This window comes from Clostridium sp. AM27-31LB (assembly GCF_003480745.1).
Taxonomy (GTDB): Bacteria; Bacillota; Clostridia; order Lachnospirales; family Lachnospiraceae; genus Butyribacter; species Butyribacter intestini.
Window position 1 is genome coordinate 48,524 of sequence record NZ_QUJS01000008.1, and the last position, 17,051, is coordinate 65,574.

The 17,051-nt window shown below is 35.1% G+C and carries 11 protein-coding genes and 1 CRISPR repeat array; all 11 genes read left to right on the forward strand.

Annotated elements, in window-relative coordinates; all coding sequences use genetic code 11:
- Window positions 1-72: 72 nt before the first annotated feature.
- Window positions 73-2,703, forward strand: a complete 2,631-nt coding sequence (locus tag DW721_RS11875; RefSeq protein ID WP_118745872.1) for a CotH kinase family protein — start codon at window positions 73-75, stop codon at window positions 2,701-2,703.
- Window positions 2,704-2,848: 145 nt separating this feature from the next.
- Window positions 2,849-5,221, forward strand: a complete 2,373-nt coding sequence (locus tag DW721_RS11880; RefSeq protein WP_118745873.1) for a cell division FtsA domain-containing protein — start codon at window positions 2,849-2,851, stop codon at window positions 5,219-5,221.
- A gap of 99 nt (window positions 5,222-5,320) precedes the next feature.
- Window positions 5,321-6,115, forward strand: coding sequence for an MBL fold metallo-hydrolase (locus tag DW721_RS11885; protein ID WP_022015084.1), 795 nt, complete (start codon window positions 5,321-5,323; stop codon window positions 6,113-6,115).
- 141 nt (window positions 6,116-6,256) lie between these two features.
- On the forward strand, window positions 6,257-6,529 hold the full coding sequence (locus tag DW721_RS11890; protein WP_022015083.1) for an ACT domain-containing protein: 273 nt from the start codon (window positions 6,257-6,259) through the stop codon (window positions 6,527-6,529).
- A 21-nt stretch (window positions 6,530-6,550) separates the two neighbouring features.
- Window positions 6,551-7,915 (forward strand): PFL family protein, encoded by a 1,365-nt coding sequence (locus DW721_RS11895; protein ID WP_055941341.1) that lies wholly within the window; start codon window positions 6,551-6,553, stop codon window positions 7,913-7,915.
- A gap of 286 nt (window positions 7,916-8,201) precedes the next feature.
- Window positions 8,202-9,401 (forward strand): pyridoxal phosphate-dependent aminotransferase, encoded by a 1,200-nt coding sequence (locus DW721_RS11900; protein WP_118745874.1) that lies wholly within the window; start codon window positions 8,202-8,204, stop codon window positions 9,399-9,401.
- A gap of 297 nt (window positions 9,402-9,698) precedes the next feature.
- Window positions 9,699-13,748 (forward strand): type II CRISPR RNA-guided endonuclease Cas9, encoded by a 4,050-nt coding sequence (cas9, locus tag DW721_RS11905; RefSeq protein WP_118745875.1) that lies wholly within the window; start codon window positions 9,699-9,701, stop codon window positions 13,746-13,748.
- On the forward strand, window positions 13,745-14,626 hold the full coding sequence (gene cas1 / locus DW721_RS11910) for a type II CRISPR-associated endonuclease Cas1 (protein WP_118745876.1): 882 nt from the start codon (window positions 13,745-13,747) through the stop codon (window positions 14,624-14,626). The genes cas9 and cas1 overlap by 4 nt, the downstream gene beginning before the upstream one ends.
- Before the next feature lie 4 nt (window positions 14,627-14,630).
- Complete coding sequence (gene cas2 / locus DW721_RS11915) at window positions 14,631-14,936, forward strand: CRISPR-associated endonuclease Cas2 (RefSeq protein ID WP_118745877.1); 306 nt, start codon at window positions 14,631-14,633, stop codon at window positions 14,934-14,936.
- Complete coding sequence (gene csn2, locus DW721_RS11920; RefSeq protein ID WP_118745878.1) at window positions 14,933-15,604, forward strand: type II-A CRISPR-associated protein Csn2; 672 nt, start codon at window positions 14,933-14,935, stop codon at window positions 15,602-15,604. The genes cas2 and csn2 overlap by 4 nt, the downstream gene beginning before the upstream one ends.
- Window positions 15,605-15,709: 105 nt before the next feature.
- A CRISPR array of direct repeats spans window positions 15,710-16,405; the repeat unit is 36 nt; unit sequence GTTTGAGAATGATGTAAAAATGTATGGTACTCAAAC.
- A 419-nt stretch (window positions 16,406-16,824) separates the two neighbouring features.
- Window positions 16,825-16,980, forward strand: coding sequence for a hypothetical protein (locus tag DW721_RS16140; protein ID WP_182436308.1), 156 nt, complete (start codon window positions 16,825-16,827; stop codon window positions 16,978-16,980).
- The last annotated feature ends 71 nt before the right edge of the window (window positions 16,981-17,051 follow it).

Below are 17,051 nucleotides of genomic sequence, written 5' to 3' on the forward strand. Positions count from 1 at the left end.
ATCCTTAACGAGGGGCTGTTTATGTTTCATAGCCGCCTAATCAGCATCTGTATCTGAAAGGAGTGTTTTTTTATGAAAAAAAGAAAAATTTTAACAAGAGGGATTGCGACGGCGTTAGCAGTTGTAAGTGTATTTTTCGTATCACATTATGCAAAGGCTGGGGAAAATTATATTAAAACCGGAGAAAAAGTTGATTTTACGGAGCTTTATGACTCAAAAGAGTTTAGTACAGACAATTCTAAAGTGACTTTGTCGAAAGATAACAAGACAGACGGCTTGTTTGTTGATGGAAAAACCGAAGAAATTGAAAATGCCAGATTTATGCTTTCAAAAGAGATAGATTTTTCTGATAAAAGCGGATATCTTGTTTTTTCAGGTACGTCTGAGAGAAAAAGAGATGTGACGCTTTCTTTATATTTAGATGATTCGACAAAGAGTTTTGCAAAAGTTAAGCTGACAAGACAAAACAGAAAAAATGCGTGGAGTACAGATGACAATAGATGTATAAAAATATCCGATGAGATAAAGGGAAAACATAAAATATATTTTAAATTTACGGATAATAATGGAAATGAATATAAAGGCAAGAGTCTGAAAATATTATTAAAATATACATTTGTATTGGATGAAGATATTCCGATGGTCGATCTTGATATTGATGAATCAAAGACCCCGATAGCTGCAATGAACGGTGATCCAAATCACCAGACAGAGTGTTATGGAAATATGACTGTTGATATTCCTAAAGGGTATAAATCAGAATATACCGATAAGAAACTTTCTACAAAGACTTATGAGCTTGATTATATAAGGGGCAGAGGTAATTCAACCTGGGGACCTGACAAAAAACCATACAAATTAAAACTTGACAAAAAGGCTGATTTGTTAGGAATGGGTTCTGACAAACACTGGATACTTCTCGCAAATTATTATGACATATCAATGCTCAGAAACAAATTTACATATTGGCTTGGGAATGTGCTCGGACTTGAATATACTCCGAAATGTGAGTTTGTAAATGTCGTTATGAACGGAAAATATCTTGGTAGTTATTATCTGTCTGAGCAGGTACGCGTCGGAAAAAACAGGGTAAATATTGATGATTTGTCTGCTGATGATGAATCAAAGGCTGTAACAAGTGGCTCTGCGATAACAGGCGGTTATCTTCTCTCATGTGAAAAGGCAGATGATAGGATGAATATAACAACGGATAAAGGAATGGCATTTGCAATAGAAAGTCCTGATTTTGAAGATTATACAAATCTTGAACAGTATAACTATATATCAGATTATCTTAAACAGACGGAGGCGGCCATATATGGAAAGGGATTTAAAGACAGTAAGGGAGTTTCTTATGAAGATTACATGGATGTTGATTCAGCGATAGACTATTACTGGGTACAGGAATTTTCGTTAAATGGTGATGCGTTTATATCAGGAAGTACATACCTATATAAAAAAAGAGATGGAAAACTATACTGGGGACCATTATGGGATTTTGATTATGTTGCATGGGGAGCAACAGAATATACATCTAACAGCGTTGAAGGTTTAAATCTTGATAGAAATGCATGGTTTACAAAGTTGTTTGCTAATGAAAAATTTAGAAAAAAATTTGTGGCAAGATGGCCTTATATAAAAGAAAAACTGTTGGAGGGAATAAAGGACGGAGGAATCATAGATACATATTCGCAAAAACAATATGCTTCACAAAAAGCGAATTATTATGTCAACAAAATGTATTCACAGGATGATATACTGGAATATAACGATGTGTTGAAAGATATTGTGAATGACATGAAGATTGATGAGAATATTGGAAAAACAACAGAAAATATGGCAAAGATAACATATGATTCTGAGGAACAGAGATTAAAACAGTGGATTCGTGAGAGAATAGACTGGATAGACAAAAATATTTCTTCAATAAATGATTATTGTGCAAGCAGACAGTTTGTATTTATGGTGAATGGAAAAACATATGCAACGGTAGATTATATATTTGACACTGGAGTTGAACTGCCTAAAGAACCGACTAAGAAGGGATATAGTTTTTGTGGATGGTACTATAAACAAAAAGCGGGCAAAAAAACATATGAGATTAAGTTTGATAAGAATGATTTAACAACATTGACAGATAAGAAAGTGACATTATATGCAAAGTGGAAAAAGAAAACTAAGGCAAATACTGTCAAAAAGTTTATATTCCAATACAATGATATATATCTTTCACCATATGATGATTATAGTATGAAATATGGAATTCAGCCATTTGGAGCTGTCATATCGGGCATCAAATGGAAATCGTCAGATAAGAAAATTGTTACGGTAGATGAAAGTGGTACGATTCATGTTGTCACAGAAAAACCGGGAGTCTGCACGGTGACAGCCAAGGTAAAAGGTTTAAAAGCAGTGCGTTGTAAGATTCATATCGTATCATGGGATAAAATTACAGGACTTAACGATTTTAATGTGGCTAAAAATAAAATTACATTGAAAAAAGGAAAATATGCAAGAATCAAAGTATCATTATTACCTAAGAATGCCTACAATCCTAATATAACTTATGCATCTTCAAATAAGAAAGTTGTGCAGGTTGACGAAACAGGTATGATACACGCTAAAAAGAAAGGAAAAGTTACGATAGTCGTATATTGTGCATCACTTGAAAAAGCAGAATTAGTTACGGTAAAGGTTAAATAAAAAGGTAATCATACACATTTATAGTGTGGATAATAAAAGGATGAACTGTTACTTTTTGTGTGGCAAAGGGATGAGTTTAAGACTTGTATTATGTCTGTTTATTTGGTAAAATATTGATAATTGTGATAATTAAGGGGGTTCCATAGTGATAGATGAGACAGAAAATGTCGAGGTAAAAAAGGTAAATATGGAAGGTGTCCCGGAGCAGCTCGTTTTTGGTCTTGATATAGGAACGAGAAGTATTGTTGGAACGATAGGTTACAGAGATACAAAGGGATTTACCGTAGTTGCACAGACATCAAAAGAACATGAAACAAGAGCCATGATTGATGGACAGATACATGATATAAATATGGTTGCATCTACTATCAGTGAAATCCGTGATAGACTTGAGTATATGACCGGGCGTACATACAAAGATGTGTGTATAGCAGCCGCCGGTCGAGTGCTCAAGACTGTTGAGGCAGAGGCAGAGATAGATTTTAATTCAGAAACGGTTGTCACGACTGAGAAAATATATACACTTGATATGCTCGGTGTAGAAAATGCTTATGAAAAGCTTAGGGAAGAACAAAATAGTGATGATATAAAATTTTATTGTGTTGGTTACTCAGTAAAACATTATTATCAGAACGGATATGCAATAACAAATCTTGAGGGACATAAATGTAATAAGATTTCTTGTGAGATTATTGCAACATTCCTTCCTGATGAAGTAGTTGACGGACTTTATACTGCTGTTGAGAGAGCCGGATTATATGTTGCAAATCTTACATTGGAGCCAATAGCAGCTATAAATGTTGCAATACCCGAGAGGTTTCGATTATTAAATATCGCACTTGTCGATGTAGGAGCAGGAACATCCGATATTTCCATTACAAAGGATGGAAGCATTATTGCATATGGCATGATTCCAAGTGCCGGCGATGAGATAACGGAGTGCCTTGCAAAACATTATCTGACGGATTTTAATGAGGCAGATGCCCTTAAATGCAAGAGTACCGAGCAGGAAGAAGTTGAATTTAACGATATAATGGGACTGCCATATAAGATTTCATCTGATGAGATAGCGGATGTGGTGAAAGATGCTGTGCAGTCAATTACAAAGAGCATTGCTGGTAAGATTATTGAACTTAACGGTGGAAAGTCAGTCAGTGCGGTCTTTGTAGTAGGTGGCGGTGGAAAAATCAGAGGCTTTGTGGAAAGCCTTGCTGAGTTTCTTGAACTTCCGAAAGAAAGAGTTGCACTCAGGGGTTCAGAAGTTATGGGAAATATTAAATTCATGCAGGACGATATAAAGGTTGATTCACTTCTTGTGACTCCGGTCGGAATCTGTCTTAATTATTATGAACAGCGAAATAACTTTATATTTGTGAATATAAATGATGAGAGAGTCAAGTTGTATGATAATGGTAAGCTGGCAATTATAGATGCTGCTATGAGCATCGGATTTCCAAACGAGGATCTTTTCCCTAAACGGGGAAAAAGCATTATTTACAATGTGAACGGTGAGAAGCGTATGGCTCGTGGAAAGCATGGAGAAGCCTGCGTGATAAAGATGAACGGTGCCGAAGCAGGGATAAATACACCGGTTATTCAAAATGCAAAAATCGATATAAAGCCGTCAACGGTTGGAGAAGATGCTGTTTTGGAGATAGAGGATATTCCAGAGTATAAATCGACTATTAAATTTACATTCAATAATAAGGAAGTTGTCTGCCCAAGATATGTTGCGGTAAATGGTGAACTTGTTTCAGGATTTTATGATATAAAAGATGGTGATGACATATGGTTCCTTGATTATTATACATTGAAACAGGTATTTGAATTTATGGACATTATCTATAGCGGAAAGGTGTATGTAAACAATGTTCCTGCTGATATGAACACAAAGGTTTATGACAATTTTTCTATTCTCTGCGAGATAAAAAAAGAAGAACCTAATTATAATGAATTATATGCAAAATACGGTGAACCTGAGTTCCCAACAGATGTTGTGTACTCAATAAATGAAATAGCATCAGATAATAATACTGTTAATGATAAGTATGATAGCACATTGAAAGAAAACATACATAAGACAGATGAAATAGGCAGAGTGGATGCTAATGAAATCGAGACTCACAGTACCGGAGGGGAGACAGCCGGGGAACAGAAAAGCTTCATGGAAAATATAAAAAAAGAAATAGCTGATGAGAAAGTGACAGTACAGCCTGAGGAAGAAGCAGCTTCCGTATCGGTTTTAGAAAACGGACAGCCGGCAGAAAAAGAAAATGCTGTATCGACTGCCAGGAACGGACGGGCAGGGGTAGATGATATTACGATTACCGTAAATGGTGACACTGTTATCATGAAGGGAAAAGAAAGATATATTCTTGTAGATGTACTCGATTTTTATCCTGTAGATACATCAGTAGCTCATGGTGACCACCTTGAAACAATGGTAAATGGTGTTCATGGAGATTTTATGACACCGGTAAATGATGGTGATGCTGTTGTAATTCAGTGGGTAGTATGAAATTAAAATTTTCACACTCAAGATTTGTGCTTTGCACAGACTTGCTATGCGTGAGAACGAAGAATAAAAGATGGGATATAGCATAGAAATGAGGTAGAAATGAGAGTATGCAGTATTGCCAGCGGCAGCAGTGGAAACTGTACATATGTTGGCAGTGGTGACACAAATATTCTGATAGATGCGGGAGTGAGCCGTAAAAGGATAGTCGAAGGACTTAAAAAGATTAGTGTTGCTCCTGAACAGCTAGACGGAATATTTGTAACACATGAACATAGTGATCATATTCAGGGTATAAATATGATGGTCAAGATGTTTGATACACCTGTCTATGCAACAGGTGGAACGCTCGATGCAATAAGGCTTAAGGATAAAAAAGGCATTATTTCAATGAATCATCTTTTTGAGGTACACGCTGATGAGCCGGTATCTATGGGAGCGATAACAGTAATGCCATTTTCAACATCGCATGATGCCGCAGACCCGGTAGGATATACGCTTACGGCGGAGGGACATAAGACGAGCATAGCTACTGATCTGGGAAAGTATGATGATTATACGATAGACCATTTAAAAGATACAGATGTTTTGTTTATTGAGGCAAACCATGATATAAGTATGCTTGAAGCCGGAAAATATCCGTATAAGCTTAAGCGTAGGATATTGAGTGAATACGGTCATTTATCAAATGAAGATTCAGGAAGTTTGCTGTGCAAGGTGATAAATAAAAATTTAAAATATGCATTTCTTGCACATCTGTCAAAAGAAAACAACTATCCGCAGCTTGCATTTGAAGCAGTAAAATGTCAGTTGTGGGAGGAGATGGGATTAAAAGACCTTGATTTTGACCTGTCGGTAGCAAAGAGAGACGAGCCGTCTAAGATGGTTGTGCTTTAAGATAATTTAAGATAAGAAAAAAGTGTGAAAAATTTTCACATACGGGATTTGTGTCTGTGCACACTGGACACAGATTTTATATGTGAAATATTATATTACACACTATGCAAAAAATGTGTGCAGAAACGAGGGATAGATAAAATGAAAAAAACAGTTATAACAGTAGTAGGCAAGGATAGTGTTGGTATTATCGCAAAGGTATGCACATATCTTGCAGAAAACAATGTAAATATTCTTGATATTTCACAGACTATCGTAGGTGGATTTTTTAACATGATGATGATTGTTGATGTGGCAGAATGTAAAACAGACTTTGCAGGATTTAACAATGCCCTTGAAAAGATAGGTGAGGATATGGGCTGTACTATAAAGGCTCAGCGTGAGGATATTTTTGACAAGATGCACAGAATTTAATAATTTGGAGGGGCAGCCAGTATGATAAATATAGCAGAAGTTAAAGAAACCAATGATATGATCGAGAAGGAAAACCTTGATGTAAGAACGATTACGCTTGGTATAAGCCTTTTAAATTGTATAGATGATGATCTTGACAGATTAAATGAAAAAATATATAACCGTATAACAACTGTTGCAAAAGATCTTGTTCCTACAGGAAAAGCTATTGAACTTGAATATGGTATTCCTATCGTAAACAAGAGAATATCAGTTACACCTATAGCTCTTATCGGCGGCTCTGCCTGTAAGAAGCCTGAGGATTATGTAACGATAGCAAAGACGCTTGATAAAGCTGCAAAGGAAGTTGGAGTAAACTTTATCGGTGGATATTCTGCACTTGTCTCAAAGGGGATGACAAAGAGTGACGAGCTTCTTATCCGCTCAATACCCGAGGCACTTAAGGCTACGGATTTCGTGTGCAGTTCAGTAAATGTCGGTTCGACAAAGACAGGATTAAACATGGATGCGGTAAGACTTATGGGTGATATTGTCCGTGAGACTGCTGATATAACAGTTGACTGTGAATGTAACGGCTGTGCAAAACTTGTTGTATTCTGTAATGCACCTGATGACAATCCGTTTATGGCAGGAGCATTCCATGGTGTTACCGAAGCAGACGAGATAATAAATGTCGGAGTAAGTGGACCGGGTGTTATGAGAAAAGCACTTGAGTCGGCACATGGGCTTGACTTTGGTGCACTCTGTGAAAAGATTAAAAAGACGGCATTCAAGATTACGAGAGTAGGTCAGCTTGTTGCACTTGAGGCATCAAAAAGACTTAATATACCGTTTGGAATAATAGACCTCTCACTTGCACCTACACCGGCAATCGGTGACAGTATAGCAGATATTTTTGAGGAGATGGGACTTGAGAGAGCAGGAGCACCGGGAACAACGGCGGCACTTGCAATGCTTAATGACCAGGTTAAAAAAGGCGGTGTAATGGCATCTTCGTATGTAGGTGGTCTTAGCGGTGCATTTATTCCGGTAAGTGAGGATCAGGGAATGATAAATGCAGTTCAGGATGGAGCACTCACTCTTGAAAAGCTTGAAGCCATGACCTGTGTATGTTCGGTAGGACTTGATATGGTAGCAATACCGGGAGATACAAAGCCTGAGACGATTGCGGGGATAATCGCAGATGAGATGGCTATCGGAATGATAAACCAGAAAACGACAGCGGCAAGACTTATACCTGTTCCGGGAAAGAAAGTCGGAGAGATGGTAGAGTTTGGAGGATTGTTAGGATATGCACCTGTAATGCCTGTAAATCAGTTTGACTGCAGCGAGTTTGTAAACAGGGGCGGAAGAATACCGGCACCTATCCACAGCTTTAAGAATTAAGAAAATTAAGAAAAAATATTAAAACACATTAATATACCTTGAAATTGTTGAGTTTTTGGTAATTTTTACAATTTTAAGGTATATTTTTTTGATATAATCGTAAACATATATATTGACGCAGGTATATGTAATGTGAGATAATTAAAACCGTATCATGAATAAGGTTCATTAAGAGATATATTCTTATTGTCAGTCATATGTGGTATGAACGGCAGTCTGGTTCTGATACAGGCGTAAAAATATTAAATTACTTATGCGATAAAGTCGCAGGAATGAGGTTAGAAATATGTCATTAGAATTATCAAAGAAAGCAGCAGCAGTTAAACCTTCGTCAACTCTTGCAATCACGGCAAAGGCAAAAGAACTTAAGGCACAGGGAAAAGATGTAGTTGGATTTGGAGCTGGCGAACCTGATTTCAACACACCTGAAAATATCTGTGAGGCAGCTATCAAAGCGATTAAAGATGGATTTACAAAGTACACACCTGCTTCAGGAACAAATGAATTAAAAGCAGCTATATCTAAAAAGTTCAAGGAATTTAACGGACTTGATTATGATACGGACCAGATAGTTATAAGCAATGGTGGAAAACATTCACTTACAAATATATTTACAGCACTCATAAATCCAGGCGATGAGGTTATCATCCCTGCACCATTCTGGCTCAGCTATCCTGAGATAGTAAAACTTGCGGGTGGAGTTCCGGTTATCGTTACGACAACAAAAGAGCAGAACTTCAAGCTTACGGCAGAGGATCTTGCGGCAGCAGTAACAGACAAGACAAAAGCACTTGTATTAAACACACCAAATAACCCTACAGGAATGCTTTACACGGAAGAAGAACTTCGTGCAATAGCAAAAGTTGCGGTAGAAAAAGACTTCTATGTGGTAGCAGACGAAATGTATGAAATGCTTGTTTACGGAGAGCAGAAACATATAAGCATTGCATCACTTGGAAAAGATATATATGACAGGACTATAACTTGCAGCGGACTTGCAAAGAGCTATGCGATGACAGGCTGGAGAATAGGCTATACAGGTTCATCAAAAGAGATTGCAAAGATGATGGGAAGCGTGCAGAGTCACCAGACATCAAATCCAAACTCTATAGCACAGAAAGCGGCAGTAGAGGCTCTTACGGGACCACAGGATTCAGTAGAGAAAATGCATGCTGAATTTGATAAACGCCGTAAATATATGTATAAGAGAATCTGCGATATGGATTTACTCGATGCACTTGAGCCAATGGGAGCATTTTATGTGTTTGTAGACGGCAGTGCAGTACTCGGAAAATCATATAAGGGAACAAAGATAGAAAGCGTTCCACAGATGGCAGACATACTTATCAATGAGTACAATACGGCAATAGTGCCATGTGCAGACTTTGGATTTCCAGACTGTTTCCGTCTTTCTTATGCTATATCTATTGAGCAGATTGAGAAAGGACTCGACAGGATTGAAAGTTTTATAAAGGAATTGGCATAATTAAAAAATGAATAAGGTTTTAGGTGATTTATAATAAAAAGGATAATGATTATTGAGACAAAATTTCAATAATCATTATCTTTTTTTGGTGAAATATTATACACAAAAACTGATACTTGTAAATATAAAAAACAAAAAACCCGTTGAAAACGAGTTTTTAAAATTCACACACTGTGATGCCCTAAGGCGATTTGAATAAATTTTTATTTGAACTTATGATGTAAAATTAAGTATGGTACTTATTCTATAAGTATGATATAATAAAAATATAAAATTGTCAAGGAGGTAATGGAAATTATGAAGCAAAAATTTTATGTAGGTCTTGATATGGGTACAGCATCAGTAGGCTGGGCTGTTACGGATGATAAGTATAATATCATAAAGAGACATGGAAAGGCTCTATGGGGAGTACGATTGTTCAAAACTGCTAATACAGCAGAGGAAAGAAGAACATTTCGTGCCGCCAGAAGAAGAACACAGCGTAGAAAACAGAGAATGGAATTGTTGCAGGAGATATTCGGTGATGAAATATCAAAGACTGATATAGGTTTTTATCAGAGAATGAAAGAGAGTAAGTATTGGTTTGAAGATAAGAGAGATATAAACGGAAAGCAGCCTGAATTACCATATGCACTTTTTGTTGATGATGGATTTACGGATAAAGATTATCATGAGCAGTTTCCGACTATATTTCACGTGAGAAATGTACTTGTAAACGAGTGGACACAGAAGTATGATATAAGACTTGTTTATCTTGCAATACATCATATTATTAAGCATAGAGGACATTTTTTATTTGAGGGAAAGAAAATGTCTGAGGTGACGGATTTCGGCAGTGCATTTGAGGCTTTTTGTAAAGTGGCATCGGATAATGATATTGAGATAACGGTGGATGAAGAAAAGTTAAAAGATATAGAAGATTTGCTAAAATCAAGACAAAAAAGTAAAACAGCAAAAAAGCAGGAGTTAGGAAAGATAATAGCAGGAGCGGATAAGCAGAAAAAGGCACTTGCGGCATTGATTACAGGCTGTACGGTTAAATTAAGTGAAATATTTGCGGATAAGTCACTTGATGATGGTGAAAGAAACAAAATTTCTTTTGCTGATTCAAATTATGATGAGTATATTGCGAATGTGGAGGAAACTTTAGCGGAAAGATTTTTATTGATAGCTACCGGAAAGGCTCTTTATGACTGGGCGGTGCTCAGTGATATATTAGAGGGTTCGACATATATTTCAGAAGCAAAAGTAAAGATATATAAAAAGCACGGGGATGATTTGAGAAAGTTAAAAGGTCTTTTAAAAACAAGACCGGATGAATATAAGTTGATTTTCGGATTACCTGAAAAGCAGGCAAATTATAGTGCATATATTGGTATGGTTAAAAAGAATGGGAAGAAAGTACCTATAGATAAAAAATGCACAAAAGCTGATTTTTATTCATTTTTGAAGAAAACTTTAAATAAGATAAATTTTGAGGATGAAAAAGAAAGAGAAATTGCGGAAAGTATCATAAATGAGATAGAAAATGAAACATTTTTGCCTAAGCAGGTAATAAGTGATAATGGTGTAATACCTTACCAGCTTCATGAGGCAGAGCTTGACCGCATATTAAAAAATGCAGCTTTGTATTATCCGTTTTTGAGTGAAAAAGATGATGAGGGTTATACAAACACGGACAAGATAAAGGCAATATTTAAGTTTCGCATTCCATATTATGTCGGACCGCTTAATACATATCATTCTGACAAAGGCGGCAACAGTTGGGCGGTAAGAAAACAGGATGGAAAGATTTATCCGTGGAATTTTGAAAGTAAGATTGATGCAGAGGAAAGTGCTGGAAAATTTATAGGAAGAATGACAAATAAATGCACATATCTTATAGGAAAAGATGTTTTACCTAAAGAATCGCTGCTCTATTCAAAATTTATGGTTTTAAATGAACTTAACAATTTAAGGATTGACGGGGAAAAAGTGTCAGTTGAGATAAAGCAGGCTGTCTATGAGAATGTTTTCAAGAAATACCAGAGGGTAACGGGAAAGAAAGTTAAAGATTTTCTTATAAGGAGCGGCATTATAGAAAGAGAACAGGAATTGTCGGGATTTGACCAGAACTTTAAAAGTTCCCTTAAGGCATATCATGATATAAAACAGATAGCAGGAGACATAAATTTAAGTCAAAATCAGAAAGAGGATATAATAAAGGATATTACAGTATTTGCAGACTCACAAAAGATGCTTAAAAAGCGACTTAAGATTAAATATCCGGAACTTAGTGATAAACAGGTGACAAAACTTGCGGCAAAGAAATATACAGGATGGGGAAGACTTTCAAGAGAGTTTTTAGAAGAAGTAGAGTCAGTCAATAAAGAAACGGGTGAAGTGCTAAATATAATATCAGCACTTTGGGAGACAAATGAAAATCTTATGCAGCTTCTCAGCAACAAGTACGATTATCTTTCAGAGATAAAAAGATTGAATGATGAAGCAGAAGATAAATCTGAGGTGGTAACATATGATGATGTTCAGAAACTTTATGTATCACCGGCGGTCAAAAGACCTGTATGGCAGACTTTAAAAATCGTAGAAGAAATATCAAAAATAATGGGAAGTAAGCCGGAGCGTATATTTGTCGAGATGGCAAGAGAACCAGGACAAAAGGGAGATGTAAAAGTTTCAAGAAAATCAAGGCTTTTGGAAAAATATAAATATTGTAAAAAAGAAGCACCTGAGATTTATGAAAATCTTGTAAAAGAAGATGATAATAAACTTAGAAGTGATAAATTGTTTTTGTATTATACCCAGATGGGAAGATGTATGTACTCAAATGAAGTGATAGACATAGAAGATTTGTTTACAAACAGGTATGATATAGACCATATATATCCGCAGTCAAAGGTTATGGACGACAGTCTCGACAACAGAGTTCTTGTGAAAAGAGAATTGAATAGCAACAAAACCGATGTTTTTCCAGTGCCAAAGGAATATATGGACAAGTCAAAAACTTTATGGGATATGCTTAAAAAGAAAGATTTAATCTCAAAAGAAAAATATCACCGTTTAACAAGGCGTGATGGTTTCAGTGAAAATGAGCTGTCCGGTTTTATCGCAAGACAGCTTGTAGAAACAAGACAGAGTACAAAAGCAGTAACGCAGCTTCTCACAAAGGCATATCCGGAGTCGGAGATAGTATATGCAAAGGCTAATGCAGTAAGTGAATTCAGACATAAATTTGGATTTACAAAAGTAAGGAGCATAAATGATTATCATCATGCGAAAGATGCTTATTTAAATATTGTAGTTGGAAATACATACTATGTTAAATTTACAAAAGATGCGGCATGGTTTATACGAAACAATCCGGGAAGAACTTATAATCTTAAAAAGATGTTTGAGCAGGGGACAGTCAGCCGTGGTGGTGAAACAGCATGGGTATCAGGTGAGGATGGAACTATTTTCACAGTAAAAAGAGTAATGGGAAAGAATAACATACTGTTTACAAGAAAAGCATATGAAGTCAAAGGGAAGCTATTTAAACAGCAGTTGGTAAAGAAAGGAAACGGACAAATTCCGATAAAAGGAAATTCATATGATGATAGGCTTGCTATGAAAGAAAAATATGGAGCATATGATAGTGCAAGTGGTGTGTATTTTATGCTAGTTGAGTCAACAGATAAAAAAGGCAATAGGATACGGACCTTAGAATTTGTTCCTGTTTACCTTGCAAAAGAAATGGAAAAATCTGAAGATGTAGCACTAAGATATTGTATTGAAAAGCTTGAGCTTGTAAATCCTGATATAAGGCTGAAAAAGATAAAGACAGATTCATTATTCAATGTGGATGGATTTAGGATGCATCTTTCAGGAAGAACAGGAAAACAGTTAATTTTTAAATGTGCAGAACAGTTTGTTTTAGATGATGAGAGTCAGAAAATATTGAAAAAGACAGGAAAGATATGTGCCGATTACAAGATAAATAAAAATGTAAAGATTTCAGATAAAATGGAACTGACTGATGAGATGCTGATAAAGCTGTATGAGTTATTTTATAAGAAACTAAAAGATACTTTATATAATATTATGCTATCAAAACAAGTAGAAACATTGGAAAATGGTAAGGAAAAATTTGAAAAACTAACTTTGGTGAATAAGTGTCTTGTGATAGAGGAGATATTGCATTTGTTTGGATGCAATAGTTGCAAGGCGAATTTGACATTGATAGGAGGTGGAAAGGAAAATGGAAAAATTCAACCAGTATGTAAAATGTCAAATTTTGAAACGGCTGAGTTGATTAATCAATCAATAACCGGATTTTATGAACAGGTCATCGACCTGAAAACTATATGAGCTGGCGTGTAGTGGTTATTCATAACACTGCGAAACTGGACCTTCAATTAGGGTATCTAGTGGTTCGCAGTGATATGAATACCACAAAAATACATATTTCGGAGATAGGATTGCTTTTGATAGAGTCAACATCTGTTTCATTGACAGTTGGTCTGCTCGCAGAACTTACAAGACAGAAAGTTAAAGTTATATTCTGCGACCAGAAAAGAAATCCGAGTTCTGAACTGATAGGTTATTATGGTTCGCATGATACAAGCAATAAAGTGAGGACACAGATAAATTGGAGCAGATTTATAAAGGATAGTGTCTGGACTGAAATTGTGCGTGAAAAGATTAAGCAGCAGGAATGTTTTTTAAGAGAATTAGGTAAGGAGGAGGAAGCACGGCTTTTATCCGGATATTTAAGAGCAGTTCATTGGAAAGATGAAACTAACAGAGAGGGACACGCTGCAAAAGTATATTTCAACGCATTGTTTGGAATGGATTTTTCGAGGAGTCAGGACAATAATATAAATGCGGCACTAAATTACGGATACAGTATATTACTTTCTGCATTTAACAGGGAAATAGTTGCAAACGGCTATATAACACAATTGGGACTTTTCCATGACAATATGTTCAATCAGTTCAATTTTGGTTCTGATCTTATGGAACCTTTTAGAATTCTTATAGACAGGCTTGTGTATGACATGAATTTGATAGACTTTGAACATGAGCAGAAAATGAAACTTGTAAATGTATTAAATGGCGAGGTTTATATGGAGGGAAAACATTTCATTGTTAATAATGCCATAAAGAGATATACAAAAAGTGTATTTGATGCAATAAATGATTCGGATATTTCGTTGCTAAGATTTTATTCAGTAGATGAGTTATAGGTTTATGAGAGTAATGGTAATGTTTGATCTGCCTGTTATTACGACAGAACAGAGGAGAGAATATACAAGATTTAGAAAGTATCTGTTAAAAAATGGGTTTGTGATGATGCAGGAGTCAATTTATACAAAATTGGCTTTAAATACTACCGTATCAAGAGGAATAATAGATGGTGTGAGGAAAAATACACCGCCTGAAGGACTTGTTCAGATGCTCACTATCACAGAAAAACAGTATAGTAAAATGGAATTTCTGGTAGGAGAGGAACAAAAAGAAATCTTGCAATCGGACGAAAGATTGGTGATATTATGATACTTGCACAGGCAAAGCTTGGAATAAGAGTAGAATTGACAGAAAATAGAACCACTGTATTTGTTGTGGAAAATCCTAAAATGTGGCGGAAAATTCAAAAGTCTTTTATGAGGCAGGTTTTGGGAGAAGAACAAGGCTGGATATTGTCACATGAAGAAATTGAGATAGCGTGGAATAAGTATGTCGAATTGATATTAAATCCTTTACTTGCAGATGAGAACAGTAAACGCATTTTAAATAAATTTTTACAGTCAGTTCAGAATGTTGCAGTGAATGAAAAAAGATGGATGCAATATCAGGAACTCAATCAGGTGATACAAAATTTTTTCTATGATATGGAAATGGAATTTGATTTTGAATATGAAATTGATGAAAGTGTAGATATTAGTAAATTGGCAAAAGCTGTTGGAATACATATAGTTCAGGAGTATGACAACGATTTGGAGCGACTGATAAAATATTGTATTCTAGTGCGGGACTTATTAAAAATTCAGGTATTTATATTCTTTGACTTGAAAAGATATTTTTCTGAAAAGGAAATACAGGACTTTTATGCCGAAGCTATGAGTAGAAAATGGAATATTATTTTGTTTGAGAGCAGTCAATTCAGTATATTAGAAGAAGAAAAGTATTATATTTTAGACAAAGATTGCTGCTTTATCAGTTGAGTTATTTGCTCATATATGATATTATAAAATTATCTAAAGACAAATATGTTTGAGTACGGTATATACATTTTATGCTGGTGATGGCATTTCATTTTTGAATTTGAGGTTTGAGAATGATGTAAAAATGTATGGTACTCAAACTGCAAAAAGCGGCAGACAAATTGCAGTTTAGTTTGAGAATGATGTAAAAATGTATGGTACTCAAACAGATGAACAATATGCCAATAATCTGATAGAGTTTGAGAATGATGTAAAAATGTATGGTACTCAAACCGGCATTATTGCTATCCTGAATAGACATTAGTTTGAGAATGATGTAAAAATGTATGGTACTCAAACTGTACAAAATTTTGATGAGTATATGAATGAGGTTTGAGAATGATGTAAAAATGTATGGTACTCAAACGAGAGGAGTGGTAAAATATGGCAAAAGAAAGTTTGAGAATGATGTAAAAATGTATGGTACTCAAACTGTTTATGTTCACACCGTTATATTCTTTATGTTTGAGAATGATGTAAAAATGTATGGTACTCAAACATACAAACATATATTATTTATAACAATGTAGTTTGAGAATGATGTAAAAATGTATGGTACTCAAACTAATACATCGCTTGACTGTGCTGATACATAGTTTGAGAATGATGTAAAAATGTATGGTACTCAAACTTTGGTATAGTTCGACAACAGTCAATTTAGTTTGAGAATGATGTAAAAATGTATGGTACTCAAACGCGTTCTTTTTTATCACACTGTAAATTGTTGTTTGAGAATGATGTAAAAATGTATGGTACTCAAACAGGTCAGATTTACATTAACGGTATTAACATACTACTTATTAATTTCTGATGAATGAATGTCGTACTTGTAGAAATGAAGAAGCCCGTTAAAGGGCATTATTTAAAAAAGTAACGCAAATAATGATAAAATCGCCATTTACAGCAGTTAAGTTGCGATTTTTTTGTATGTTATTAACAAAGAAATCTATATAAATTAAGGCATAATGCAGAAGGAAATAAAAATCTAATATTACAAAATTTTTTATAATGTACTAAATCATATAAAATATTTCTAACAATATTCACATATTAAAAAGATAAATCGTATGTTATCATTATTTCACTTAAGAAAAAACAAGCATTTTCATCTGTTTATCAGATGATAAAGTTTAATTATGAACATATATTTCTGAAACAAATACTGAAAGAAGGTGGAACAAGTGGCTAATGAAATACAAAATAAAGGAAAATCTAAAAAGAATAGAAAAACTGATGAAGAAGTGATACAGATAATAAGAAATCTTCGTTTGATTGACGATGTATTATTTGAGAAGTTTATGGAAGATGCGGCAGTGTGTGTCAATACACTAATATAGTTTACGATTACAAAGGAAGAATAAATCATATAACAGACAGTGGAGATAAAATAGAATTAGCATATAAAGGT

Excerpts from the sequence above, each read along its gene's own strand:
- DW721_RS11900 (WP_118745874.1), top strand. The coding sequence starts at position 8,202 with ATGTCATTAGAATTATCAAAGAAAGCAGCAGCAGTTAAACCTTCGTCA.
- DW721_RS11885 (WP_022015084.1), top strand. The coding sequence starts at position 5,321 with ATGAGAGTATGCAGTATTGCCAGCGGCAGCAGTGGAAACTGTACATAT.
- DW721_RS11875 (WP_118745872.1), top strand. The coding sequence starts at position 73 with ATGAAAAAAAGAAAAATTTTAACAAGAGGGATTGCGACGGCGTTAGCA.
- DW721_RS11890 (WP_022015083.1), top strand. The coding sequence starts at position 6,257 with ATGAAAAAAACAGTTATAACAGTAGTAGGCAAGGATAGTGTTGGTATT.
- cas9 (WP_118745875.1), top strand. The coding sequence starts at position 9,699 with ATGAAGCAAAAATTTTATGTAGGTCTTGATATGGGTACAGCATCAGTA.
- cas1 (WP_118745876.1), top strand. The coding sequence starts at position 13,745 with ATGAGCTGGCGTGTAGTGGTTATTCATAACACTGCGAAACTGGACCTT.
- cas2 (WP_118745877.1), top strand. The coding sequence starts at position 14,631 with ATGAGAGTAATGGTAATGTTTGATCTGCCTGTTATTACGACAGAACAG.
- DW721_RS11895 (WP_055941341.1), top strand. The coding sequence starts at position 6,551 with ATGATAAATATAGCAGAAGTTAAAGAAACCAATGATATGATCGAGAAG.
- csn2 (WP_118745878.1), top strand. The coding sequence starts at position 14,933 with ATGATACTTGCACAGGCAAAGCTTGGAATAAGAGTAGAATTGACAGAA.